Here is a 23,090-nt window from a genome sequence, read left to right as displayed (position 1 = left end):
AATGTGTCGTTCAACGCCTTTAATGTGCCGATGAATTGATTATTTGTGCCAGTCTTTGATAAAATCGGTATAGTTTGTACCTACAGGAAGCTCTACGTTGGTTAGTTTTACCTTGCGGTTGTGAATAGACCTAATCTGATCACGCGCTACCACGAAGCTGCGGTGGATGCGGATAAATTTTGATGCAGGCAGTTTTTCAATTGCACTTTTCAGGGCCATCAGTGTTAGTATGGGTTTGGCTACGCCCAGCATATGGATCTTGATGTAATCCTGCATGCTTTCAATGTATTCAATGTCTTTAATGTTGATCTTGATCAGTCTGTATTCTGAATGCACATACAGAAAATCGCTTTCATTTGGGGTATCGGTATGTTTGTACTGGTAATAGCCAATTGCCTTTTGAACCGCTGTGCCAAAGCGCAGGTTATTGATCGGTTTCAGCAGGTAATCAACCGCTTCCAGTTCGTAACCTTCATACGCATAATTTTTGTAGGCAGTGGTAAAAATAATCATTGGCTTATCAGTCAATGATTTTACCAGGTCGATACCGGTAATATCAGGCATGTTAATATCTATGAACAGCACATCCACCTTGTTCATTTTCAGGTATTCCCCGCCCGATATGGCATCCTCAAAAGTATTAACCAATGTTAGCGCGGGATATTCGGCTACATATTTTTCAATTATTTGAAGGGCCAGCGGCTCATCATCAATGGCTACACATTTTAATTGCATAATAAACAGTTTAAGCGTTAATCTCCAGTTCAACAATGTAATCACCATCGGCCACGCTAATGTCAAGCCGGTGTTTGTTAGGATAAATATGTTGCAGGCGCTGGCGGTTATTGGCAATGCCGATCCCTTTCCGTTCGGTGGCAGGTCGTTTTTCGAAAATGGTATTTTTACAGATGAACAGCATTTGGTTGCCGTTTACCCTTAAGCAAATATCAATAACTGATGGCTGGTGTTTACTTACGCCATATTTAAAAACGTTTTCAATAAAGGTCATCAGTATCAGGGGCGGAATTTTTTGATTGTCAATCTTGCCCGAAACTTCAAAATCGAGCTTTGTTTTTTTGCCGAGGCGCAGGCGTTGCAGATCGATATAATCATTGATACAATCAATTTCATTTTGCAGCAAAACAAAATCCTCCGTTACCTCATCGGTTACATAGCGCATGATGTTAGAGAGTTTCATGATGCTCTCGGCAGTATGCTCGCTATTGGTGACCGATAAGGCATAAATATTATTCAGCGTGTTGAATAAAAAATGAGGATTGATCTGGGCTTTAAGAAAAGAGAGTTCGGCATGGGCTTTTTCGGCCTCGGCACGGGTAACCATCTGCTCGGTAAGCTGCCATTTTTGAACCGTGGCAATGGCAACGCTCAGCCCCATCACAATGATAAAAATAAATAAGCCTACCATATCAATATTACCGGATTGATGAATGAAGATAATTCGGTTGGTGGGTTTAAGGCTGGGGTCCTGCATCCGCAGATCCTCATGCGGCAACGGGCCAAAAGGCATATTTTGCTGATCAGGTGCTGAGCTGTCAATTCCGGTTGGTGTAATTTGCGGTCCTATAGACTGCGGATTGGGGGCTGTTGTTGCTACTGGTTTATTCCCTTTAATGAGATTGTGAAGAAGCAGGTTATCAAAAGGCTGCAAAAAGTAAACACAGCCTGAAAGTAATAGCACAATAATCCCATACCAGAGATATTTTTTACGGAACACGAACTTTGGCACCAGGTACCAGGCGTTCAGGTAAAACATAAATATATAGGTGAGACAAAACAGCCAGTAGTAAGGCGAAAACAGGACGGCATAGGTGCCGGCGCTGCTTTGCTGTGTGCGGTTCATGAATAATAGCGGGAACCCTAAAAACACAAGCCAGCCTGCAGCATGAATGAAAAAAGTGGTTGCTTTTGAGCGGATCATTTTATTTTAAGATTCTTTTATTCATCAATGCCGGAGCTACTGGCTGGCACATATTTTAGCATCTAATTTAAAAAAAGCACCTGTACATTGCACAGGTGCTTCATCTTATACGAAAAAAACTATAATTCAGTGTCCCTGCTTCTGAATTATAAATCAAAGGTGAAGATGAGCGGTAGTTTTAACAACCATGTGTCGGTGAACCGGTAAATTGTATAGATGAACGGGGGGAGCGGCGTGTTTTACCTAAAATAGGGATGCGTAGATAGATAAGAAAGCCCCCTTGCACTCGCTGCTTGGGGGCTGTCACCTAAACCTTATCACTGATCAAATTATTATTTGATGGTGTAAAGGTAGCCCTGAGGTTTTAATCTGAAATTTTGTACCGACGAACGGGGTAATTGAATGGATGGAGGGGGAGTTTTGGATATTTTATGAATTTAATCCAGCGTTTTTATTAACATTGATTATAATCCAACAAATTATGAAGCTACTTCTTACATCTGCCGGAATCAGCAACATGAGTATTCAAAATGCTTTGGTAGAGCTGTTGGGCAAACCGGTTGCCGAAGCGAACGCCCTTTTTATCCCTACCGCGATATATGCCATACCCAATGGCGGCGACATAGTACGAAGGGTTATTTGCGGGTCCTTAGGTGATCCCTTTTGCCAATTGGGTTGGAAGTCGCTGGGCTTATTGGAACTTACCGCCTTACCCAGTATCAAAAAAGAGTTATGGGTTGATATGCTCCGGGAAACCGATGTTTTACTGGTAGGTGGCGGCGACTGCCAGTACCTGACCTATTGGATGCAGCAATCCGGGCTGGCGGATCTGCTGCCCTCGCTTTTACAAAAGATGGTATATGTTGGCTTGAGTGCCGGTAGTATGATCATGACCTGCTTTGGTACTACCTATGGCAACCATATCCTGCCGGCTGATAGCGATAAGTCATTAAGTTTTGTTGACTTTGCTATCCACCCGCATTTGGATCATGAGTGGTTCCCGAATAATTCGCTGGACAATATTGAGAAACTGGTTGCTTCCATACCAGTACCATCATACGCTATTGACGATCAAACCGCAATTAAAGTGACTGACGGAGCCGTCGAGATTATTTCTGAGGGGCATTGGAAATTATTTACTCCCCGAGATTATGGCAGGCCGCTAAAAAATATTTAATAAATCCCTATTTGAGGCACATACCCCGCACTGAACATGTTCACAATTGACCGGGGAGTTAGTACTGTGATTATATCCACATTGGGCAGCCTTATTCCTTTTAGGTATCCGGCAGGGCTCCATAAATACAACTGGTTATCTTTGAGTAAATGTGATTTGCCATCATAAATTACAAATGTGCCGTTGGGCAGTGCTTTTAGTTTTTCTTGATAGGTAACTTTTGACTTATCAGCTGTAATGCGCTCTGCCTGCAAAATGTCATCTATTTTGGCTACCGGTGTTTTCATGTCAAAACCGTATTGAGGGTTGCCTTTTAGCCAAAACTCTTTAAATCGTTGATGATCCTTATACCTGCATTGAAAACAAGGCCGGTGCCCTGCTGAAAATGCCGTGGCTTCATCAAGGAAGAAGAGTTCAGTCCAGCGGTCGGGCTGCATGATTTCCCGGTGTCGGCCCCTGAACTCCAAAGCGCAGGTTATCCAGGCTTTAATTTTGAAAGCGCGTACAATTTCCTTGTCCTCATTATGGATTACGCCCCGGTTACCAAGCCAGGCACCCCGCGCTGTTGTTTTAATAAGTTGTCCAAATGGATTTACACGGTTCTGCAACATGTTATACGTTGTTTTCAATGGTCAGGATCAAAGTCACATCAATCTGTTTAAGACAGCGCGTCATGAAATATAATGCCCAGGCTATGGCGCTTACCGCTGTGAACCGGGCTTACGCCGTGCTTCATATTTACCCTGTAATAACCTTTACTTCCCTTTACTGGCCTAAAGTTAGTGGTAAATAAAACCATATCACCCATGCCAGGGGTAAGTACATTAACTTTTGATTGCGCCCGCGGAATTTGCTCGGTGATTACAAATTCGCCGCCGGTATAATCTCTGTTGTGTTGATCGAGCATGAAAACCATTTGGATGGGGAAATATACCTCGCCGTAAAGGTCCTGGTGCAGGGTGTTAAATCCGCCTTCTGTGTATTGCAATATCAGGGCTGTGGGTTTGGTTTGCCCGGCTTCATGGCTTAACTGTTTCATTTCTTCATGGGTGCCGGGGAATTGTTTGTCAAAACCAAGTTCATTCATCCATTTATTGGCCACAGGTACGATGTACGGATAAACGCTCTCCCTTAAATCGGTTATAATTGCAGGAAGCGGGTATTTATAGTATTTGTATTCGCCGTATCCAAATCTGTAGCGCTCCATCCTGACGGTTTTACGGTAAGCATCTGCGTCATAATAGCTGATCAATGTATCGCAGTAGCGTTCACCTAAAACCTGTTTAACAATTGCAAAACCGTTGTCATGTAATGTTTTATTAATTTGATCCCAATCAAGATTTTTGATACGATCTTTAAGTGTTTGTTCCGGTGTCATTTTTGTTATTTTGAATAGGATCAAAGCTATGGTTAGGCAGATTGGCAGGCAATCCGATTCTTGCGGAATTTATACTGTCGGTTCCATCGAAGAAAAAGTATTAAAATACATTATCATGAAGATTAAACTTAAACGGGTTTATGAACCTTATACCGAGGCAGATGGCGTTAGGGTTTTGGTGGACCGCCTTTGGCCGCGGGGGATAAAAAAGGAGGACCAACGGATTGACAAGTGGTTTAAAGATGTAGCTCCATCTAACGAACTAAGAAAATGGTACAACCATGATCCTGAGAAATTTGAAGCCTTTAACCAAAAATACCGCACTGAAATTGAGGGTGCAAAGGCTTTGGATAAATTGGTAGATTATATCAGACAGCATAAAACGGTGACGCTGGTGTTTTCTTCAAAAGAGCCGAAATTAAATAATGCGGTAGTTTTAAGCAAGATAATCGAAGAGCATATCGCCTGAAAACTCCGCAAGAATCGGATTGTTGAGCATAGACGAGGCTGGTACTTTTGTGTTATAAATACAAAAAACACAATTGAATTTATTAAAAAAAGGCTTTATGAAAACTCAACAAGAGATAGATTATACCCGCATAGCCGACGCGATTGGCTTTTTCAGGGAGAATTTTAAGGCACAGCCTAAACTGGACGAAGTTGCGGAACATGTTAATTTAAGCCCCTTTCATTTTCAACGGATGTTTAAGGATTGGGCAGGGGTAACCCCAAAACAATTCCTGCAGTATTTGAGTGTGGAGCATGCCAAGGAAATCTTGAAACATGAAGACGCGAATGTTTTTAATACCGCGCTGCAAACAGGTCTTTCGGGAGGTGGCCGGCTGCATGACCTTTTTATTAAGGTAGAAGGTATGACCCCCGGCGAATACCGTAACGGCGGAGCCATGCTGCATATCAACTATTCGTTTGCAGATACACCTTTTGGTAAGGTGATCGTAGCATCCACTGCTAAAGGGATTTGCCACATGGCGTTTGTTGATGAGGGCGAAGAGAAAGCATTGGAGCAACTGAAGATAAGTTTTCCTAACGCGGTATTCAACCAGTTAGTTGACAGGATCCAGCAGAACGCTTTATTTATTTTTACGCAGGATTGGAGCCGTTTGGACGAGATCAAGCTGCATTTAAAAGGGACCGATTTCCAGATCAAGGTGTGGGAGACGTTATTGAAAGTACCTCCCGGCGGATTAACCACTTATGGCTCACTTGCCAAAAAAGCAGGCAGCGAAAATGCTTACCGAGCAGTCGGCTCAGCGGTGGGTAGTAACCCCGTCGCATTCCTGATCCCCTGCCACCGGGTAATCAAATCAACCGGCGAAATCGGCCAGTATCATTGGGGCAGTACCCGTAAAAATGCAATAATAGGCTGGGAAGCAGCGCTAAAGGAGCGGGTTGAATAAGGTTTGTGAGCAAGGGGGATATGCAATTGCCCTCAAGCGTCCGCGCTTACATAGCAACGCTAAAGTAAGCGTGGACGTAAACATAAAAATGAGTATGTCCCGTTTTACAGATCACTGGAACAACGCATCAGTGTGGAGTAAAGTGCCGGGCTCATCAAAAACTGTGTCTGCAGTTACCGCATCTCCGAACCTGTTCGCCAGGAGAGCCAGCGGGCGAACAAAATAGAATTGCCTGCGAGGAAAATTTTAAGCCACAACCTGCGTTATTTTAGCTCACCTGTCATGATTAGCTGAATGCGTAACACCATAAAAATCACCTGGTATTTTTATAAGTCGATGTTGTTATGGTGCATGACCATCAACATGATCTGCATCTACTATTTGTTTCGCGGAGAGGTTAATATTGTAGAATCATACATTTTTAAAATAATGAGTTATGGTTTAATCATCGGCTTCCGGTATTATAATTACAACTCAACTAAAACCTTCTTCTACTTCCGTAATGCAGGTTACGGGATCGACAAGTTATACCTGTACGCCCTTACGTGCGATGCCCTGGCCTACGGAATACTGCTATCACTCTTAAAACTGGTAAAATATTGGGTCAGTATATTTTAAAAACCGACAGCGTTCACCTCGAGTTTGATGGACGCAAAATTTTACAGGATATTTATCTCGATTGCCGCCAGGGCGAGGTGGTAGGTTTGCTTGGCCGCAACGGCTGTGGCAAGTCATCGCTGCTGCGGGTTATTTTCGGTAGCCTGAAGCCAACTTACAAGCACGTCAGCATCGACGATAAACACATTTATAAAGGTTATGACGATGGTCGGGTAGCTTATTTGCCCCAGCACAATTATCTGCCGCAAAATATAAAGATCCAAAGCCTTGCTGGTACCATTATCGACCCTCAATTTACTGATGAATTTACCTCATTGTCAATTTACCAGGATCATCATCACAAAAAGCCCGGCCAGCTATCCGGCGGAGAACTCAGGCAATTGGAAACCCTGATGTGTATTTACAGCCGGGCAGATTTTATATTGCTCGATGAGCCATTTACTCATGTTTCGCCGGTGCAGGCAGAAATGTTTAAGGGTATCATTCGTAAATGCGCTAAGGTAAAAGGTATCATTGTTACCGATCATCAGTATTATAATATCCTTGACGTGGCCAATAGAATAGTACTAATTACCGACGGGAGCACCAAAGCCATCAACAGCCCTGATGATCTGATCAGGTACGGGTACATCGGTCACATTATTTAATTGTTAGACTGTGTAACTTAAGGCATAAAATGAGGGTCTATTAGGTATAGTATTTAATACGATGCCTAAGGTTTATCTGTTGATCTTTTTTTTAGTTTTCTGTTGCTTCAGTGCGGCGGGCGGCGAGAAAGTGACTATCAATGGCATCACCTTTAAAAGTGCAAAACCCGATCCTGATCCATCACCAACCGGCGATTTTAAAACCTTGGTCATCCCCATAAAACGAGCTGGTAACCTGATTGTTATTGAAGCCCAGATCGATACCCTTGAAGGTAATTTTGTGCTGGATACCGGCGCGCCGTATCTGGTTTTAAATGAAACCTATTTTAGGGATCTGCCACACGTAGCTGAGCAGGAATCTGCAGGAATCAACGGAGTTGCCGGCAGTTCTTTTACTACTTATATCCGTAATTTTAACATCCTTGACCTACATTATCCAAGGCTCAGGGCCGATGTTACCGATCTGTCCTCTATCGAAAACAGTAAAGGGATCAAAATATTGGGATTGCTGGGTACCCGCTTATTTTCAGATTTTGCCATTACAGTCGATCTGTTCCGTAATACACTATATATTCAAAAGCTTGACGAAAACGGCAATATCCCTCCGGCTGAGAAAGTATTTCACGACCGGTTTATGGTAAGCCCTTTCCGCATGCTTAATGATGTTATTTTAATGAAGGGCACTGTTAATGATAATTCGCTTTGGTTCGCTTTTGACAGCGCAGCAGAAACCAGTTTGCTCGATTACAGGAGATCAAAAAAGCTAATGCCCGATATGGAGGTAGTTAGCCGCTCAAAAATTATGGGGATTGGCGGTACTTCTATCGAGGTGATCTATACCCGTTTTGATAACCTGGTTGTGGGCGACCGCAAGTATATGAAAAACCGGATCCTGATCACTAATCTCGAAAAAATGGGGAACGCTTATGGTTACACAATAGATGGTGTATTGGGTTACGATTTCTTTGTAAGGGGCATATTCACCATCAACTTTGTTAAAAAAGAATTTGAAATGTACATTTACAATAATCAGTAATGAAAAGAGGGGCCTATATAGTTATTGTTTTTTTTGCGATGGTTTGCATGGCTTTGTCTGCAAGCGCGCAAAAACGCGGTAAGCTGGTTATGGGCGGCGATAACCTAAGGCTGCTTATTGATATGCGGTCGACTAAAACGGAGGTCGATAGTCTGCTAAAAAAGGCGGGGTTAAAAGGAGCAAATGCCGCCGCGATTTTAAAAGGCGATTTCGCCGCACTGCAAAAAGACGGCTGGGCAATGGCCGGAAAACGGGGAAATATAATAGAGTTCGACAGGCCGCTTGAGGTCCTTAACCTGAACCCGCAAGTTACTCCTTACCTGATAACTACTAAAATAGATAACAATGATAATGAGTCGCCGGGGTATCCGGCTGATGTTAGCTTCGGTATCAATAACTTTGCTAAAATCACCGTTCATGAACTACCATCTGGATTAACCCGTTTCTTTTTGCCCGGTTATGCCCAAAGTAAAAGGGTACTGTTATCAGGTAACTTTAATAACTGGAGCACCCTTAAAGGTATCATGGCCAAAACCGACAGCGGTTGGATTGCCGACATAAAGCTGAAACCCGGCAAGTATGAATATAAATTTATTGTGGATGGCCATTGGACCAGTGACCGTTATAACAACCTGGTGAGCGATCATGACGATAATTCAATATACTTTCGTTATAACTACACTTTTAAGCTGAACGGATACGCCAATGCCCATAAAATAACACTGGCAGCGAGTTTTAATGATTGGGACGCTAACAATATCGTCCTCGAGAAAAGTCCCAAAGGCTGGCAAAAACAGCTTTACCTGCACGAAGGCACACAGGCGTATCGTTTCCTGGTTGATGGCAAATGGATCACCGATCCAGCTAATCCTAATAAGATCCAGGGCGCTGATGGATATACCAACTCAGTGCTGAACCTTGGCGAAACGGTTGTATTTAAGCTTGATGGTTATACCAATGCAAAGAAAGTGTACGTTGGCGGAAGCTTCAATAATTGGGAACATGGCCTGATCCCGCTTACCAAAACCAAAACGGGCTGGGCATCGTCCTTAATTATTCCGCCGGGCAATTATGGCTATAAGTTTGTTGTGGATGATAACTGGATCACCGATCCCAAAAACCCTCGTAATATGATGGAGGGCGGCGTTGTTAATTCATATATTTCGGTGAAGCCCAATTATACGTTTAAGCTAAGCGGCTTCAGTAATGCTAAAAAGGTTCATTTAGCGGGCAGTTTTAATAACTTTGATGATTTTGGTTATACACTTGCTTTTAACGGTAAAGAGTGGACGGTAAGTGTTTACCTGAAACCAGGCAAGCAACTGTACAAGTTTATTGTGGATGATAAATGGATGATAGACCCGGGCAATAAACTTTACGAACCTAACCAATATAATTCGGGCAATTCCGTTTTATGGATCGAGTGAGAAAAGAATCGAGAGATAAGAACCAAGAGATAAGAGCCAAGAGGTCAGGATCAAGAGAAAAGAATTAAGAAGCGGGAAAATATTAATAAAGATCTTGATTCTTGCAGTATTGTATCTTGATTCTCACAGTCTTGCAACATGATTCTGGTATTCTTGAATCTTGATTCTTATATTCTTGCATTTTGACGCTCACCTCGTTATATTAGCTAAAATACAATATTTTTATGACCATCCCCATATACCAAGCCGACGCATTTACCGATAAGCTTTTTGGCGGTAACCCGGCGGCAATTTGTCCGCTTAATGAATGGTTGCCCGATGTTACCATGCAAATGATAGCCATTGAAAACAACCTTGCCGAAACCGCTTTTTTTGTGAAAAATGGGGATGGCTACAAATTGCGCTGGTTTACGCCCGAGTATGAGATAGATCTTTGCGGGCATGCTACCCTGGCATCTGCTCATATCCTATTTTCGGAGCTGGGATATGAGGGAGATGTAATTCATTTTGAAACCGTAAAGGCCGGAACGCTAATTGTAAAGCGCGATGGCGATAAATATACTATGGATTTTCCGTCGAGGCCACCTATCCCAATTGAGGCTCCAAACGGATTGGCCGAAGCGCTTGGTGAAAAGCAGCCGGTAGCATTTTTGCGCTCGCGTGATTATTTCATTGTTTATGAAACCGAGCAGGATATCAGGGAGCTTACGCCCGATTTCTTCGCCATGTCAAAAATGGATACGGTAGGGATCATAGCCACCGCTCCTGGCGATAACTCTGATTTTGTTTCACGCTTTTTTGCCCCCGGCGCAGGCATCCCCGAAGACCCGGTTACCGGATCGGCACATTGTAACCTGATCCCGTATTGGGCAAAACGCCTTGGTAAAGATAGCCTCCATGCCTATCAGCTTTCGGCCCGCCGCGGCGAGCTTTGGTGCGAGCTTAAAGGTGATAGGGTATTGATGAGCGGTAAAGCGGTTACTTATCTGAAGGGGGAGATCAGGGTTTGATTTCTTCCTCATGTTATTGCAGGGAGGAACGACGAAGTAATTGCACAGAAGCATAGCTGCTCTGTAAAGCAAGCGATTGCCGCGCTGCGCTCGCAATGATTAACTACATCAACCTTTCACCTTTAGCCTTTTTCCTTTCACCTCAAATCAAAATATACTTTCAAAACTCAATTATTTATAATTACTTTGGAGGTTTGGACTTTGCAAGGTACTTAACAAATTAAATGCAGCTTACCCGTTTAGAAATCAAAGGCTTCAAGAGTTTTGGCGATAAAATAACCATCAATTTTAATGAGGGCGTTACCGCTATTGTAGGCCCTAACGGTTGCGGTAAGTCAAATGTTGTTGATTCTATCCGTTGGGTTTTGGGTGAGCAAAGCACCCGGATGCTCCGTTCGGAGAAAATGGATAACGTTATTTTTAACGGTACCAAAAGCCGTAAATCGGCTAACCTTGCCGAAGTTTCCCTCACTTTTGATAATACAAAAAACGTACTGCCAACCGATTATTCGCAGGTAACACTTACCCGTAAGCTTTACCGCACGGGCGAAAGCGAATACCGACTTAACGATGTACAGTGCCGTTTAAAGGATATTACTGATCTTTTTTTGGATACGGGTATCGGCTCCGACTCCTATTCTATCATCGAGCTCCGGATGATCGATGAGATCATTACCAACAAGGAGGGCTCACGCCGTAACCTGTTTGAGGAAGCATCGGGCATCTCTAAATACAAGCTCCGCAAAAAGCAAACTTTCAGTAAGCTGAAAGAGACAGAGGCCGATTTGGCCCGTGTTGATGACCTGCTGTTTGAGATTGAGAAAAACCTCAAATCGCTGGAGAACCAAGCGAAGAAAACTGAACGATACTATCGTCTCAAGGAGCAGTATAAAACATTGAGCATTATGCTGGCTTCGTTCAGGATCGTGGCTTTCAGCGAATCATTAAAAAAGATAGAGGAGCAGGAGCTAAAGCATAAGGCCGAGAAGGGCGATATCGTAGCCCAGATTGATACTTTGGAAGCGACTTTACAGCAACAAAAGCTGGATAGCATCACCAAAGAAAAAAACCTCTCTGTTCAGCAAAAAACAACCAACGAGTTTGTTTCCAAGATCCGCGCTTACGAAAGCGAAAAGAAGATCAAGAATGAACAGTTGAAGTTTCAACAAGATAAGGAATCGCGTCTGACTGAAGAGTTAGAACGCGATAAAAACCAGCTGAACCACGTTTTATATAACATTAAACGCTTAAATGAGGAAAAGGCCACCGAGGATGAAGCGCTGCAAACGATCCAAAGCAAACTTTCTGATTTAAAGGAGGCTGTTGACGAATTACGTGCACAACAAACCGAAGCCCGTAATGAGCTCAACGAGCTTAATAATATCAATACCCGCCTGCAAAACCAGGCTTACAAAGCTGAAAAGGACCTGGATATATTACAAATTCAGCAACAGGCTTTGGAGCAGGAAAGCCAGCGTAATATGGAAGATACCACCAATAAAGAGGTGGAGCTTTCGCACTTTAACCAGGTGGTTGCCGAGCTGCAATACCGCAAGGAAACACTCGATGATGAATTTCAGCAGGCTGTTGAGTTTGAAAATAAGCTAAAAGAACAAATTGCCGAAACCGATGTTGAGTTGAACTCGGTTAAGGATACCATTATAAAAGAGAGCCGTCGCCTTGATGCCAAGCAAAACGAATACAACCTTACCAAAAGTATGGTTGATAGTTTGGAAGGTTTCCCGGAGTCAATCAGGTTCCTGAAAAAGAATGCCGATTGGGCTAAAAATGCACCACTGTTTAGCGATGTGCTTTTTTGTAAAGAGGAGTTTCGTGTAGCTATTGAAAACTACCTGGAGCCGCTCATGAACTACTACGTAGTTGAAAGCTATGACGACGCGGTGAAGGCTATCAACCTGCTCAGTAATTCGGCTAAGGGGCGTGCAAACTTTTTTGTGCTGAACAATTATGCTGATGAGGTAGCTGCGCAGGTTAATTTTGAAAGAACAGATGCCGTACCGGCCCTTGGGGTAATTGAGGTTGAGAAACGTTACCTGCCGCTTTGTAATTACCTGCTTAAAGGTGTTTACCTGGTTGATGACGATAAAGAAGGCCAGATCAATAACGAAACTTTACCGCAGGGCGTTGTGTTAATCGGCAAGAGCGGTAAGTTCAATAAATCAAAACATACCATGGCCGGTGGGTCTGTGGGTTTGTTTGAAGGTAAAAGGATCGGGCGTGCTAAAAACCTGGAGAATTTGGCTAAAGAGATCCGGGGAATAGAGAACCAGGTGGGTTCATTTCGTACGAAGTCTGAAGAATTACAGAACAAGCTTGCAGCTTTACGTTCGTCAACCAAGGCAGCTGAGATCAATGAACAGCAACAGATCCTGAACCGTTTAAATAACGAGTTGATCACTGTAAAAACCCGCCAGGAGCAATATCAAACTTTTATTGAAAACAGCCTTAACCGTAAAGAAGATATCGCCCGCAAAATTACAGGGATCAAAGATGAAATGGCTGCCTTGCAGCCGCAACTGGCCGAGCTGAAAACCCAGCGGCAGATCCAAAGTGATTTACTGGCCGATAAGCAGATGGCTTTTAACGAGCTGAACGAATACGTTTCCGTACAGTCAAACGCCTACAATCAGGAAAACATCCGTTTTCATCAGCAACAAAATAAGGTATCGGGTTTAATGAAAGACCTTGACTATCGGGATACCCAGCAGGAAAGCCTTGAAACACGTATAAGGCAAAATAGCAGCGAGCTTGAAAAAGTAAAAGTTGCTATACAGGAAAACCTGAAACTGGCCGATAACTCCGACGACAACCTGCTTGAAATGTATGAGCAGAAGGAAAACCTGGAAAAGGCCACACAACAAGCCGAACAGGAGTACTATCAATGGCGCGGCCTCATCACCGAAAATGAGAGTCAGGTAAGCTCATTGAGGCGCAAAAAAGAAAACAGCGAAGTTATTGAGAATGAGCTGCGCGACGAACGAAATAATTTAAAGATAGACCTGAACGCGCTGAAAGAGCGTCTTTCGGTTGAGTTTAATATAGATATTGAAGACCTGCCGGAAAGCGAAGTACCCGAAGGTGAAAGTGAGCAGGACCTGCGCGAGAAAGCCGAAAAGCTAAAAAAACAGCTGGATGATTTTGGCGCCATAAATCCGATGGCGGTAGAGGCTTATAACGAAATGAATGAGCGTTATACTTTTATCCAGGCGCAAAAGAAAGACCTGAGTGAAGCCAAAGCATCATTGCTGGCTACCATACAGGAGATTGATGATACCGCGAAAGATAAGTTCATGACCGCGTTTATTATGGTGCGCGAAAACTTTATTAAAGTATTCCGCTCGCTGTTTAATGAAGAGGATTCATGCGATCTGATCCTGACTGATCCTGATCATCCGCTCGAGTCAGATATCGATATCATCGCGAAGCCAAAAGGTAAACGACCATTATCCATCAACCAACTATCGGGCGGGGAAAAAACCCTTACGGCAACCGCTATACTTTTTTCGCTGTACCTGCTTAAGCCTGCACCTTTCTGTATTTTTGATGAGGTTGACGCGCCGCTTGATGATACCAATATTGATAAGTTCAATAACATTATCCGTACCTTCTCCAAAGACTCTCAATTCATCATTGTATCCCACAACAAACGAACTATTGCAAGTACAGATGTTATTTACGGCGTAACCATGGTTGAGCAGGGGATTTCCCGCGTTGTTCCCGTTGATTTAAGGGAGCTGGCTGATTAGAGCTTAAAGCCTAAGGCGGAAAGCTAAAAGCTCGCGCCGTTGTCACCAACTACGGCAAGCTTTAGCATAATAAAAAAGGCGAAAGGCTTTTCAGCCCTCCGCCTTTAAATGATACGGAAAAATTTTATTTCTTCTTTTTAAACACCGATGGTGTTTTAAGCATCAAACCTTTTACTTTGCTGCGGGTGAACCTCTGTTCCATCGCACGTTTCTGATCGGCCGAAAGTACGTTTTTTGAAGAGGTAGCCAGGCTTTGGGTTGTTACTGAACCGGTTTTATACTTGCCGGTAGAGATATAACTTAGAGCCTGTGCTAATAAACCTTCGGTAGGGTCGCCGAAATCTTTGGTCAGATCGTCGACAGCGCTAACACCTTTATAAATGCCTTGTCCTGGTGTCATACCGGTATAATAATCGCCATTGTTTGCCGAATTTCGTGTGGAGAACATTGGCATATACAATTGGTATTTATTGATATCAATACCATAAAAACCAACAGGCTTGCCATAGGTGACAGAGCCGATCAATTCAACATCCAGTTCAGGGATCAGGTTATTAATGGTTAACTCACTTGCTGAAGCAGTACCGCTACCAACTATAAAGAATATCCGGCTTAAATTAAGTGACCCTTGTTTTTGGAAATTAACAGTTTGGTTGCTTACCGAAAAAAATCCTTTGGGTATTTCGTAAAGGTTTTTAAACAAGGTATAGTTATCGTTTGTAAGCTTATCATTAAAATAAGCTGTATACATCTTAGTGCCGTTCTTAGCCGATGGTACTAAAAGGTTATCAAGGTATTCTGCAGTTTCTACGGATCCGCCACCGTTATACCTTAAATCAACGATCAAATCGGAAATGCCAGTGAAGCTGTTTAAGGCCTCTAATATTTTAGGACCGGCATTGGTTTTATCAGTAAAAGAATTAAAAACCATGTAGCCTGCTTTTTTGCCCGAGCCGGCGTCCAGTGTTTTATAAGTAATAACAGGGTTTATGGTATAGTTAGCAGTATTAAGCGTTACATCAACGGTAGTATTATCCGGTCTGGCCAATGTCATGCTGATAGTTTTGCTGTATGCATAGGCTTGTATTACAAATTGGGTAGTCGAACCTCCGTCATCGTAAGCAAGGTCGGTACGCCCATTTATTTTGGTGATCTGATACCCGCGTTTAATACCTACTTTATCAGCAGGTGAACCAGGGTATACATATTTGATCCTCAGATCCGAACGCGTAGGGTAGAATACCGAAAAACCGAAGTCGCCGCCATTACCGCTCAATTCATTTGATACCGATCCATCATCAATAAACGAATATTTGGCCGTGCCGGTATTATCATAATATTCGTACGGTTGAGAGCTTGCCGGATTTATGGCATATTGCGATAAATGGTCAACCTCGCTGCTTAACCCGGTGATAGTATCAGTACTGACATAATTACGGGGCTGAAAGTTTTTATAGGTTGGAAGCTGGTTGTACCACAAATAGGTTTCCTGTGGATATAAAAAAACAGAATCTCTTATACGATCAAGTGCGGTACCGGTGCTTGGCGGGCCGGTAGTACCATCATCGCCGTTACTAATAGGTTTATTTTTTTTACAGGCAGATATCGATGCAACGGAAATAAGGGCTAAAAAGTAAAATATTTTTCTCATACACTTGAGTTTAAGTATTAAAACGCCTTGTTAGTAAGTATGTTATAGGTAATACTATAAAAAGTCTTCAACACTGATACAGTCAATGCCGCTGGCTTCGGCACAAAGCTTATCTGTTTCCGAATTTTCAATCATCACTATTTCTTTACGCTGGAGGCCATGTTCCTGAATAAGCAGGTTAATTACATCTGGTTCGGGTTTTGGTACGGTTTCTTCGGTAAAATAGCAGCGGAGATATTTTTCCAGCCCGTGCCATTCGGTTTGTTTAATTTTATTTACCTGTTCCTGAACATTGCCGTTAGTTACAATAAACAATTTTTTGCGGTCGACCACAATATCCTGCATTAAGGTAAGTATATTTTGATATAAAAGCAGTTTTAGCGGTAATTTGGCAGTTAAAAGCAGGTTCTCAAATTTATCGCGGTATTGTTCGGCCACCGGGAACTGCTCCGTCAAACGGTTAAATGCGGCATCCTTCCCTTCAGCTATATACGTATCCGTTAACACTTTGGTTGCGGCCTTTGCATTTATCAGCTCAATATATTCAAGCATGTTTGCAAACAGGTAATAAGCCTGAAAGTAATAATCCTTTGCCGGATAAAGCACATTATCTAACTCAAAAATAAAAGCTGTTTTACGTTTATCAATATCCTTATAGTCCATTAAGCAATTACGTGTAGGTTTATATCGTATTCTTTAAAAAGGGTTTCGGCCTTTAGTAAGAGCGTAGTTTCATCAGGCCTTAATAAATAAACCGAATCGATGCTCTTATCCAGGCAAAGTGTTAGCATTTCATGTGTATAACTTGCCGAAGCTGGATTGGGCAACAATATCATTTTGCCCGTTTTGATCATAAAATCAGGCAGGTCCATATGATCACCCAAAATAATATTTTTTCCTTCCAGTTTGTTTTTGAGCTGGTAGGCTTGTGCCGACGTGGCGGCGGTAATTAAAATGCTCATATAGCTATTGACCGTTAACAATTAAACCATCCCTCATTGTAACTGTGCGGTCTGACAGGTTTGCAAGATCTTCATTATGAGTAACAATTACAAAGGTTTGCCTGAAATCATTCTTCAACTTAATAAATAATTCATGAAGCTCGAGCGCGTTTACCGAATCAAGGTTGCCTGAAGGTTCATCGGCAAAAATAAGTGCCGGATTGTTGATTAACGCGCGTGCCACAGCTACCCTTTGTTGCTCACCGCCTGATAGCTGGTTAGGTTTATGGTGCAACCTGTCTTTCAAACCCAAAAGGTCAAGCAACCCGGCCGCTTTTTTTTCTGCTTCAGATTTTGATTTTCCTGCTATAAAGGCCGGGATGCAAACGTTTTCAAGAGCGCTGAACTCGGCCAGTAAATGATGAAACTGGAATATAAAACCAATCTGCCGGTTCCGGAAATCGCTTAGTTGTTTATTGTTTAGTTTGTTTAGTTCAATATCATTAATGGTTAAAGTGCCAGAATCTGGCCGGTCAAGGGTACCTAATATGTTAAGTAACGAGCTTTTTCCGGCACCTGAAGCACCAACGATGGTTACGATTTCGCCCTTTTGTACCTCAAGGTCAACGCCCTTTAATATTTGTAACTGTCCGTATGATTTATGGATAGATCTGGCTTTAAGCATTTGGCAAAGTTAACGGATTAGCTGGATTTATTTTGTTGGGATTGCACCGATTGATTTATGATTTCACCGATTTTTACCGTTGATGATTCTTGATTATGTTGACACCCGATTTTTCTGATTTGACGAACATTCAATTAATCTTAAAATCCTGTAAATCCTGATTCTGGCAAAGAGCTGTATGAGATGATTTAAGCAGGCTCTCAACTGAAAACAAATTGTACCATTTTTCCTTTGCTGTGTTGCGCCTTAGTTTGCTTAATATTCGATTCCCCATGTTTCTTGTACTTTGTAAATACAATGTTATTTACCCGGATAAGGGCAAATAAACTGAAACAAGGTGTTTACCGTTTCAAACAAAATTGTAGCTTTACCGCAAATTCTTCAAAACATGAATATTCACGAATATCAGGGTAAAGCTATATTAAAAAGCTATGGCGTTAGAGTTCAGGAAGGCATTGTAGCCGATACTGTTGAGCAGGCTGTTGAGGCTGCCCAAAAATTGAAAGAAGACCTGGGCTCAAGCTGGGTAGTGATCAAAGCACAGATCCACGCAGGTGGCCGTGGTAAAGGCGGCGGCGTTAAGCTTGCCAAAAACATCGACCAGGTAAAAGAACATACCGGCAATATTTTAGGTATGCAATTGGTAACTCCGCAAACTGGTCCTGAAGGTAAAAAAGTTAAGAAAGTTTTAGTTGCACAGGATGTTTACTATCCGGGCGAAAGTGAAACCAAAGAGTTTTACATGAGCGTATTGCTTGACCGCGCCCGTGGCCGCAACATTATTATGTACAGCACCGAAGGCGGTATGGATATTGAGGAAGTTGCACACTCAACCCCTGAGCTTATATTTAAAGAAGAGATTGACCCTAAAGTTGGTTTACAGGGCTTCCAGACCCGTAAAATAGCCTTTAACCTTGGTCTTGAAGGCGAAGCATTTAAAGACATGACCAAATTCATTGCTGCTTTATACAAAGCCTATGAAGGTACCGACTCATCGCAATTTGAAATTAACCCGGTTTTAAAAACCTCTGATAATAAAATTTTAGCTGTTGACGCTAAGGTAAACCTTGACGATAACGCGCTTTACCGTCATCCGGATTACGCTGCAATGCGTGATACCGATGAGGAAGATCCAACCGAGGTTGAAGCCAGCAAATCAAACCTTAACTATGTTAAGCTTGATGGTAACGTAGGCTGTATGGTTAATGGCGCCGGCTTAGCTATGGCTACTATGGACATCATTAAAATTGCCGGGGGCGAGCCTGCCAACTTCCTTGACGTAGGCGGTACGGCCAACGCGCAAACTGTAAAAGCTGGTTTCAATATAATCCTTTCAGATCCTAACGTAAAAGCCATCCTGATCAACATCTTCGGTGGTATTGTTCGCTGCGACCGTGTTGCGCAAGGTGTAATTGATGCTTACAAAGAGATCGGTAATATCCCGGTGCCAATTATTGTTCGTTTACAGGGCACAAACGCTGCCGAAGCAAAAGAACTGATCGATAACTCAGGTTTGAAAGTTTACTCGGCAATATTGCTGAAAGAAGCTGCCGATCGTGTTAAAGAAGTTTTGGCGCTTTAATTCTTTTTAGAGATAAGAGGCTGATGATTAGAGATTAATTGCCAGCCTGTAGATAAAAAAGGAGGCTATATCACATTGATACGGCCTCCTTTTTTTATAAGGGTACCATGTCCCCTAAAAGACTATAAGTCACTCAAGAGGTCAAGTTTTTTGGCGTTATATTCTTCCTGCGAAATAAGGCCATTATCAAACAGGGTTTTTAGTTTTTTTAGTTTTTCGGTAAGCTCATCAGGCTTTGGTGATGCAGGCGGAGGTGTTTCCTGTACAACAGGAGCAGGGACAGCAACTGGTGCAGGCGGCGTTGCAGGTGCGGCAGGTGCTGTGTACCCATTTTGTTGAGAAAAGGGTTGCGGAGATGCCGGTGATACAAAAGCGCGGGCAGGCGAATTTTCCAGCTGGATAGCACCTGATTCGGCACGTTTTTGTTCCAGGTCGCGCTGACGGCGGGCTTCACGCTCAACTTCCTTACGTTCCTGGGCATACTGGTATAATTTACGGCCCTGAACTTTAGGCAGGTAATCAACAGCCATTTCGGCGCCACCGGTGGTTTTTACGCTGAAAATGGAGCCGATAATTTCTTCCTTGGTATATACGTCAACGATATCTTTCCAAACAAAATCAACAAACTTGATAGATAGCCCCAGGTTAGCCGGGGTAAAAAACAGCACACGTTTGTTGGTAATAGCTATACAATCAGGAAAAAGGTTTACCAGCGGCTTTTTCTGAACGGCAATGTAGATAACCTCTTCGCCTGAAGAAAGCAGATCCACAAGGCGTGAATAAACCTTTTCAACTGTTTTAGGGTCCTGTTCCTCGTTTAAAAATTTCTCAATCATATTTTTAGCATTTATGATGCGCGCAAAAATAACAATTATACCTGTTAAAGAGTCAAGAATCAAATGTTAAGAATCAAGTTTTCCTGAAACATTATTCCTGACGTCTTGATTCTCAAATGGTATTAAGCAATCAACAAATTACATCCGCGGATGTCTGACTGGTCAAACCGGCCCAATACTTCAAAAGAGCCATCAGGGTAAATCCTGCCCAAATCCTGCGTAGCAATAAACGCGCAGGAATTGATATTGGCCAGGTCAATAACGCTGATGCCGCCTGTTTTACCAGTTTGTAACGTACTGAGCGGATCGTTAGTATCCCGGATGATGATCTTCATCCATGGCGGGCAATTGAAAATGCCGTCGCCTTTGGAGTAAGCTTGTGACAGCAGCTCCGTCATTCCATATTCCGAGTGGATCTGCTTTACACCAAAGCCTTTGCCTAAAATGGCGTGCAGCTCCTCGCGAATCATTTCCTTACGGCGGCCTTTCATCCCGCCGGTTTCCATTACAACAAGCTCGGGAAAGTTGACCTGGTGGTTTTCAATAAAATCGAGAAGGCCGAAAGTTACGCCAATTAAAAGCGTAGGCTTCGCGGCATCCTGCTGTTTTTTAAGTTGATGAAACAGCTCGTCATGATTGTACAAAAAGAAACCGCTATCCGGATGATTTGATTGTTTAATGAGATCATCAACCATGTAAATGAGCGACGAACCTTCGCGCTCCAGGTACGACGGGAGCAGAGCCAGTACGGTAAAATCCCTGATATCACCATAAAAAATATTGAAGGCACGCCGAAAGCTTTCCTCATACCAGGTTTTATCTGTAACCTGGTGACTGCTGGTGATCATCCCGGTGGTACCTGAACTCGTAAAGGTTACCTCAACGGGCGCATCGGTACTTAATATAGTATGTGACTTAAAAAACTCAATAGGTAAAAATGGGATCTGGCTGTAAGATGTAATTGATGATGGATCAATTTTCAATCCTTCAATAAACTGGCTGTAAACCGGGTTATGCTGTGCCTGGTAGTTGAAAACCTGCAAGGCAGCGTCGTTAAATTGCTCTTCGGTGCTGATAGAAAATATTTCCTGTTTACCTGGTTTGTCCATTGAGGGCAAAGATAAGGAAATGTGCAGATGTGCGGATTTCAGATGTGCAGATTATCTGAACCGGGATTAACCCGATTTTTGGGATCAACGGATTTGCTTTCAAACTATTTATTGGCATCTGGGTAATCCTTAAATCCTATAAATCCCGGTTCAGAAACTCCGCAAGTTTCGGGTTGAAACGCTTTGTTTATCGCGCGAACTTTGATCTATCTAAAAACAATAATCATGAACACATTTAAAATTGTACCGCTATCAAAATCATTCGCCAAAAAAATAAGGACAACCATGACCGACGATTTTGGAGGCGAAGTGGTTGAACAACTGGCTACCGGGCTTGGGCCATGCCGGGTTTCACTTAAACCCTTTGACCGTAATGTTGATAAACGCCTGTTGCTAAAGCACTCGCCTTTTGAAATCGAAAATGCCTATAACCAGCCGGGACCTATTTTTATTCACGCTGAAGATGTGGAGGAGTACAGCGATATTTATCGTTTCCCGCCGGAGATTAAGGCTAATAAAAAGAGTTTCCCGTTGTCGCTCATAGGTTACAGCAAAGTGCAGCAAATGGTTTTAACCCGGCTTGTTGGTGATGCCGATGTTGATGAACTGATCAGCGAAATATTTGCCGAAAATGACAATGTTGAATATTTGCATGCCAGAAATGCCCAGGCATGTTGTTTTATATGCAAAATTGAGCGTGTTTGACGTTCCTATTACATAAAATTAAAAAACAAGTACGTGTTTTGGGGGTTAGTTAAATATTGAATATATAATTGATAATATTAATCATCCATCCCCATGAAAACATTAAAATTCTTGAGACTCCCGGTTTTGTTAGGTCTCTTTTTTGTAATGATATCGGCAAAACCGGCCGATGACAGCAAGCAGACAGAACGCATCCATAATTCGTCAAATGTGTTGAAAGAGTTTGCCAAGATGAAGGAAAGCATCCCGCATCAGCTATTGGAAGAATACGAAGGCATTGTTATTATTCCCAAACTCATCAATGCCGGATTTGGCATTGGCGGTAAACGTGGTAAAGGCGTAGCCATGGTGAAACTGGATAATGGCAAATGGAGTGATCCGGTATTTGTTACCTTAACAGGCGGTAGCTTTGGCTTACAAATCGGCGTACAATCCGTTGATCTGGTGCTGGTGTTCCGCCATAAAGGTGTATTAACCAAAGTCAAGAATGGCGATTTTACTATCGGTGGCGATATTTCTGCAGCAGCCGGCCCTGTTGGCCGCAGTTCGACTGCAAGTACCGATTATAAGCTGCAGGCCGAGGTTTACTCATACTCACGCAGCCGTGGTTTGTTTGCCGGGATAACCATCAATGGCTCAAACCTGGGCATAGATAAGGATTCAAATGCTGCTTATTATGGAGCCAAAGCCACCTCGCAGGATATTTTTGCGCAGGCAAGCAGCAATACCGAGGCGGTTAAAACATTAAAAGAAACATTGGCCGCGTTTTAAAAACAATGCGCTGATAACAAAAATACCCGGCTAAATCCGGGTATTTTTGTTTTAATGCTTTTGAAATGCCCGTTTAAGCAATAACCCCGAAAGTGCCGACATTCCACCCACTAAGCCTCCTAAAATGCCGGTTAAAGCTAATATATAACCCCAGTCAGGCAGATGAAATAAGTGGGCTATCCTTGTAGCCATGATATGGTCATTGGGTATGCTTTTAAAGAGAGCCAGTACTATCCACACCATCAAAACCGCTATAAAGGCTTGCCAGAAAGAACTTTTTGCTGTTGTGCCAATAAAAAGAGCCGTTAAAAATGATATGACTGCGACTATCCACCAGGGTAAAAAATATCCGCTGGCAAATGAAAGTATAAGTATGATGAAGAACAACATGGT

23 protein-coding genes are annotated in these 23,090 nt (G+C 42.8%); 12 read left to right on the top strand and 11 right to left on the bottom strand.

Annotation, left to right across the window (positions count from 1 at the left end; genetic code table 11):
* Nucleotides 1-39: 39 nt before the first annotated feature.
* Both J3L18_RS16130 and J3L18_RS16125 read right to left on the bottom strand, forming a co-directional pair.
* On the bottom strand, nt 40-735 hold the full coding sequence (locus J3L18_RS16130) for a LytR/AlgR family response regulator transcription factor (protein ID WP_129569327.1): 696 nt from the start codon (nt 733-735) through the stop codon (nt 40-42).
* A gap of 10 nt (nt 736-745) precedes the next feature.
* Nucleotides 746-1,939: a sensor histidine kinase gene (locus tag J3L18_RS16125; protein ID WP_129569328.1), complete on the bottom strand. Its 1,194-nt coding sequence runs from the start codon at nt 1,937-1,939 to the stop codon at nt 746-748.
* A gap of 481 nt (nt 1,940-2,420) precedes the next feature.
* On the opposite strand from J3L18_RS16125, the gene J3L18_RS16120 reads away from it, so the two are divergent.
* Nucleotides 2,421-3,116, top strand: a complete 696-nt coding sequence (locus tag J3L18_RS16120; RefSeq protein WP_129569329.1) for a Type 1 glutamine amidotransferase-like domain-containing protein — start codon at nt 2,421-2,423, stop codon at nt 3,114-3,116.
* Here J3L18_RS16120 and J3L18_RS16115 read toward each other — a convergent pair.
* A complete protein-coding gene (locus tag J3L18_RS16115; protein ID WP_129569330.1) occupies nt 3,113-3,727 on the bottom strand; it encodes a hypothetical protein in 615 nt (204 codons plus the stop codon). The two genes, J3L18_RS16120 and J3L18_RS16115, sit on opposite strands and share 4 nt — an antisense overlap.
* A gap of 47 nt (nt 3,728-3,774) precedes the next feature.
* Nucleotides 3,775-4,494 (bottom strand): 2OG-Fe(II) oxygenase, encoded by a 720-nt coding sequence (locus J3L18_RS16110; RefSeq protein WP_129569331.1) that lies wholly within the window; start codon nt 4,492-4,494, stop codon nt 3,775-3,777.
* Between the two features lie 115 nt (nt 4,495-4,609).
* Here J3L18_RS16110 and J3L18_RS16105 point away from each other — a divergent pair, with 115 nt between their 5' ends.
* The 8 genes from J3L18_RS16105 (at nt 4,610) to smc (ending at nt 14,417) form a co-directional block, all read left to right on the top strand.
* Complete coding sequence (locus J3L18_RS16105; RefSeq protein ID WP_208102429.1) at nt 4,610-4,963, top strand: DUF488 domain-containing protein; 354 nt, start codon at nt 4,610-4,612, stop codon at nt 4,961-4,963.
* A 97-nt stretch (nt 4,964-5,060) separates the two neighbouring features.
* Nucleotides 5,061-5,912 (top strand): methylated-DNA--[protein]-cysteine S-methyltransferase, encoded by an 852-nt coding sequence (locus J3L18_RS16100; protein WP_129569332.1) that lies wholly within the window; start codon nt 5,061-5,063, stop codon nt 5,910-5,912.
* A 294-nt stretch (nt 5,913-6,206) separates the two neighbouring features.
* Nucleotides 6,207-6,530: a hypothetical protein gene (locus J3L18_RS16095; RefSeq protein ID WP_129569333.1), complete on the top strand. Its 324-nt coding sequence runs from the start codon at nt 6,207-6,209 to the stop codon at nt 6,528-6,530.
* Nucleotides 6,512-7,177, top strand: a complete 666-nt coding sequence (locus tag J3L18_RS16090; RefSeq protein ID WP_189549203.1) for an ATP-binding cassette domain-containing protein — start codon at nt 6,512-6,514, stop codon at nt 7,175-7,177. The genes J3L18_RS16095 and J3L18_RS16090 overlap by 19 nt, the downstream gene beginning before the upstream one ends.
* A 61-nt stretch (nt 7,178-7,238) precedes the next feature.
* Nucleotides 7,239-8,213, top strand: a complete 975-nt coding sequence (locus tag J3L18_RS16085) for an aspartyl protease family protein (protein ID WP_129569335.1) — start codon at nt 7,239-7,241, stop codon at nt 8,211-8,213.
* Nucleotides 8,213-9,640 (top strand): early set domain-containing protein, encoded by a 1,428-nt coding sequence (locus tag J3L18_RS16080; protein WP_129569336.1) that lies wholly within the window; start codon nt 8,213-8,215, stop codon nt 9,638-9,640. Before J3L18_RS16085 ends, J3L18_RS16080 begins: the two co-directional genes overlap by 1 nt.
* A gap of 224 nt (nt 9,641-9,864) precedes the next feature.
* Entirely contained in the window at nt 9,865-10,650 is a 786-nt protein-coding gene (locus tag J3L18_RS16075; RefSeq protein WP_091163018.1) for a PhzF family protein, read from the top strand.
* 224 nt (nt 10,651-10,874) lie between these two features.
* On the top strand, nt 10,875-14,417 hold the full coding sequence (gene smc, locus J3L18_RS16070; RefSeq protein WP_129569337.1) for a chromosome segregation protein SMC: 3,543 nt from the start codon (nt 10,875-10,877) through the stop codon (nt 14,415-14,417).
* 124 nt (nt 14,418-14,541) lie between these two features.
* Here the strand turns inward: smc and J3L18_RS16065 are convergent, their stop codons facing one another.
* From J3L18_RS16065 to J3L18_RS16050, 4 genes are read right to left on the bottom strand one after another with little or no spacing between them, the layout of a single operon-like run.
* Nucleotides 14,542-16,068 carry a S41 family peptidase gene (locus J3L18_RS16065; protein ID WP_129569338.1) on the bottom strand — a complete coding sequence of 509 codons (1,527 nt, stop codon included), beginning with the start codon at nt 16,066-16,068 and terminating at the stop codon, nt 14,542-14,544.
* Between the two features lie 54 nt (nt 16,069-16,122).
* A complete protein-coding gene (locus J3L18_RS16060; RefSeq protein ID WP_129569339.1) occupies nt 16,123-16,731 on the bottom strand; it encodes an HAD family hydrolase in 609 nt (202 codons plus the stop codon).
* Nucleotides 16,731-17,030 carry a hypothetical protein gene (locus J3L18_RS16055; RefSeq protein WP_129569340.1) on the bottom strand — a complete coding sequence of 100 codons (300 nt, stop codon included), beginning with the start codon at nt 17,028-17,030 and terminating at the stop codon, nt 16,731-16,733. The genes J3L18_RS16060 and J3L18_RS16055 overlap by 1 nt, the downstream gene beginning before the upstream one ends.
* Nucleotides 17,031-17,034: 4 nt before the next feature.
* Nucleotides 17,035-17,694, bottom strand: coding sequence for an ABC transporter ATP-binding protein (locus J3L18_RS16050; protein WP_090531462.1), 660 nt, complete (start codon nt 17,692-17,694; stop codon nt 17,035-17,037).
* A gap of 388 nt (nt 17,695-18,082) precedes the next feature.
* Here J3L18_RS16050 and sucC point away from each other — a divergent pair, with 388 nt between their 5' ends.
* A complete protein-coding gene (gene sucC / locus J3L18_RS16045) occupies nt 18,083-19,276 on the top strand; it encodes an ADP-forming succinate--CoA ligase subunit beta (protein WP_090532025.1) in 1,194 nt (397 codons plus the stop codon).
* A 122-nt stretch (nt 19,277-19,398) separates the two neighbouring features.
* On the opposite strand, the gene J3L18_RS16040 is transcribed toward sucC, so the two are convergent.
* Both J3L18_RS16040 and J3L18_RS16035 read right to left on the bottom strand, forming a co-directional pair.
* Complete coding sequence (locus J3L18_RS16040) at nt 19,399-20,112, bottom strand: PH domain-containing protein (RefSeq protein WP_129569341.1); 714 nt, start codon at nt 20,110-20,112, stop codon at nt 19,399-19,401.
* A 122-nt stretch (nt 20,113-20,234) separates the two neighbouring features.
* A complete protein-coding gene (locus J3L18_RS16035; protein WP_129569342.1) occupies nt 20,235-21,221 on the bottom strand; it encodes a LuxE/PaaK family acyltransferase in 987 nt (328 codons plus the stop codon).
* A gap of 225 nt (nt 21,222-21,446) precedes the next feature.
* Between J3L18_RS16035 and J3L18_RS16030 the strand changes: the two genes are divergently transcribed.
* Nucleotides 21,447-21,926 carry a DUF1203 domain-containing protein gene (locus tag J3L18_RS16030; protein WP_129569343.1) on the top strand — a complete coding sequence of 160 codons (480 nt, stop codon included), beginning with the start codon at nt 21,447-21,449 and terminating at the stop codon, nt 21,924-21,926.
* A 93-nt stretch (nt 21,927-22,019) separates the two neighbouring features.
* Nucleotides 22,020-22,697, top strand: coding sequence for a lipid-binding SYLF domain-containing protein (locus tag J3L18_RS16025; RefSeq protein ID WP_176844367.1), 678 nt, complete (start codon nt 22,020-22,022; stop codon nt 22,695-22,697).
* Between the two features lie 51 nt (nt 22,698-22,748).
* Here the strand turns inward: J3L18_RS16025 and J3L18_RS16020 are convergent, their stop codons facing one another.
* A complete protein-coding gene (locus J3L18_RS16020) occupies nt 22,749-23,087 on the bottom strand; it encodes a hypothetical protein (protein WP_146749910.1) in 339 nt (112 codons plus the stop codon).
* Nucleotides 23,088-23,090 lie beyond the last annotated feature (3 nt).

This window comes from Mucilaginibacter gossypii (assembly GCF_017569325.2).
Taxonomy (GTDB): Bacteria; Bacteroidota; Bacteroidia; order Sphingobacteriales; family Sphingobacteriaceae; genus Mucilaginibacter; species Mucilaginibacter gossypii.
The sequence above is the reverse complement of the archived record's forward strand: the minus strand, read 5'-3'. Positions and strand labels throughout refer to the sequence as shown.

Coding starts and splice junctions, on each gene's coding strand:
- J3L18_RS16075 (WP_091163018.1), top strand. CDS start 9,865: ATGACCATCCCCATATACCAAGCCGACGCATTTACCGATAAGCTTTTT.
- J3L18_RS16065 (WP_129569338.1), bottom strand. CDS start 16,068: ATGAGAAAAATATTTTACTTTTTAGCCCTTATTTCCGTTGCATCGATA.
- J3L18_RS16095 (WP_129569333.1), top strand. CDS start 6,207: ATGCGTAACACCATAAAAATCACCTGGTATTTTTATAAGTCGATGTTG.
- J3L18_RS16055 (WP_129569340.1), bottom strand. CDS start 17,030: ATGAGCATTTTAATTACCGCCGCCACGTCGGCACAAGCCTACCAGCTC.
- J3L18_RS16060 (WP_129569339.1), bottom strand. CDS start 16,731: ATGGACTATAAGGATATTGATAAACGTAAAACAGCTTTTATTTTTGAG.
- J3L18_RS16025 (WP_176844367.1), top strand. CDS start 22,020: ATGAAAACATTAAAATTCTTGAGACTCCCGGTTTTGTTAGGTCTCTTT.
- J3L18_RS16110 (WP_129569331.1), bottom strand. CDS start 4,494: ATGACACCGGAACAAACACTTAAAGATCGTATCAAAAATCTTGATTGG.
- J3L18_RS16040 (WP_129569341.1), bottom strand. CDS start 20,112: ATGATTGAGAAATTTTTAAACGAGGAACAGGACCCTAAAACAGTTGAA.
- J3L18_RS16020 (WP_146749910.1), bottom strand. CDS start 23,087: ATGTTGTTCTTCATCATACTTATACTTTCATTTGCCAGCGGATATTTT.
- J3L18_RS16080 (WP_129569336.1), top strand. CDS start 8,213: ATGAAAAGAGGGGCCTATATAGTTATTGTTTTTTTTGCGATGGTTTGC.
- J3L18_RS16120 (WP_129569329.1), top strand. CDS start 2,421: ATGAAGCTACTTCTTACATCTGCCGGAATCAGCAACATGAGTATTCAA.
- J3L18_RS16130 (WP_129569327.1), bottom strand. CDS start 735: ATGCAATTAAAATGTGTAGCCATTGATGATGAGCCGCTGGCCCTTCAA.
- J3L18_RS16035 (WP_129569342.1), bottom strand. CDS start 21,221: ATGGACAAACCAGGTAAACAGGAAATATTTTCTATCAGCACCGAAGAG.
- J3L18_RS16030 (WP_129569343.1), top strand. CDS start 21,447: ATGAACACATTTAAAATTGTACCGCTATCAAAATCATTCGCCAAAAAA.
- J3L18_RS16050 (WP_090531462.1), bottom strand. CDS start 17,694: ATGCTTAAAGCCAGATCTATCCATAAATCATACGGACAGTTACAAATA.
- J3L18_RS16105 (WP_208102429.1), top strand. CDS start 4,610: ATGAAGATTAAACTTAAACGGGTTTATGAACCTTATACCGAGGCAGAT.
- J3L18_RS16100 (WP_129569332.1), top strand. CDS start 5,061: ATGAAAACTCAACAAGAGATAGATTATACCCGCATAGCCGACGCGATT.
- sucC (WP_090532025.1), top strand. CDS start 18,083: ATGAATATTCACGAATATCAGGGTAAAGCTATATTAAAAAGCTATGGC.
- J3L18_RS16115 (WP_129569330.1), bottom strand. CDS start 3,727: ATGTTGCAGAACCGTGTAAATCCATTTGGACAACTTATTAAAACAACA.
- smc (WP_129569337.1), top strand. CDS start 10,875: ATGCAGCTTACCCGTTTAGAAATCAAAGGCTTCAAGAGTTTTGGCGAT.
- J3L18_RS16085 (WP_129569335.1), top strand. CDS start 7,239: ATGCCTAAGGTTTATCTGTTGATCTTTTTTTTAGTTTTCTGTTGCTTC.
- J3L18_RS16125 (WP_129569328.1), bottom strand. CDS start 1,939: ATGATCCGCTCAAAAGCAACCACTTTTTTCATTCATGCTGCAGGCTGG.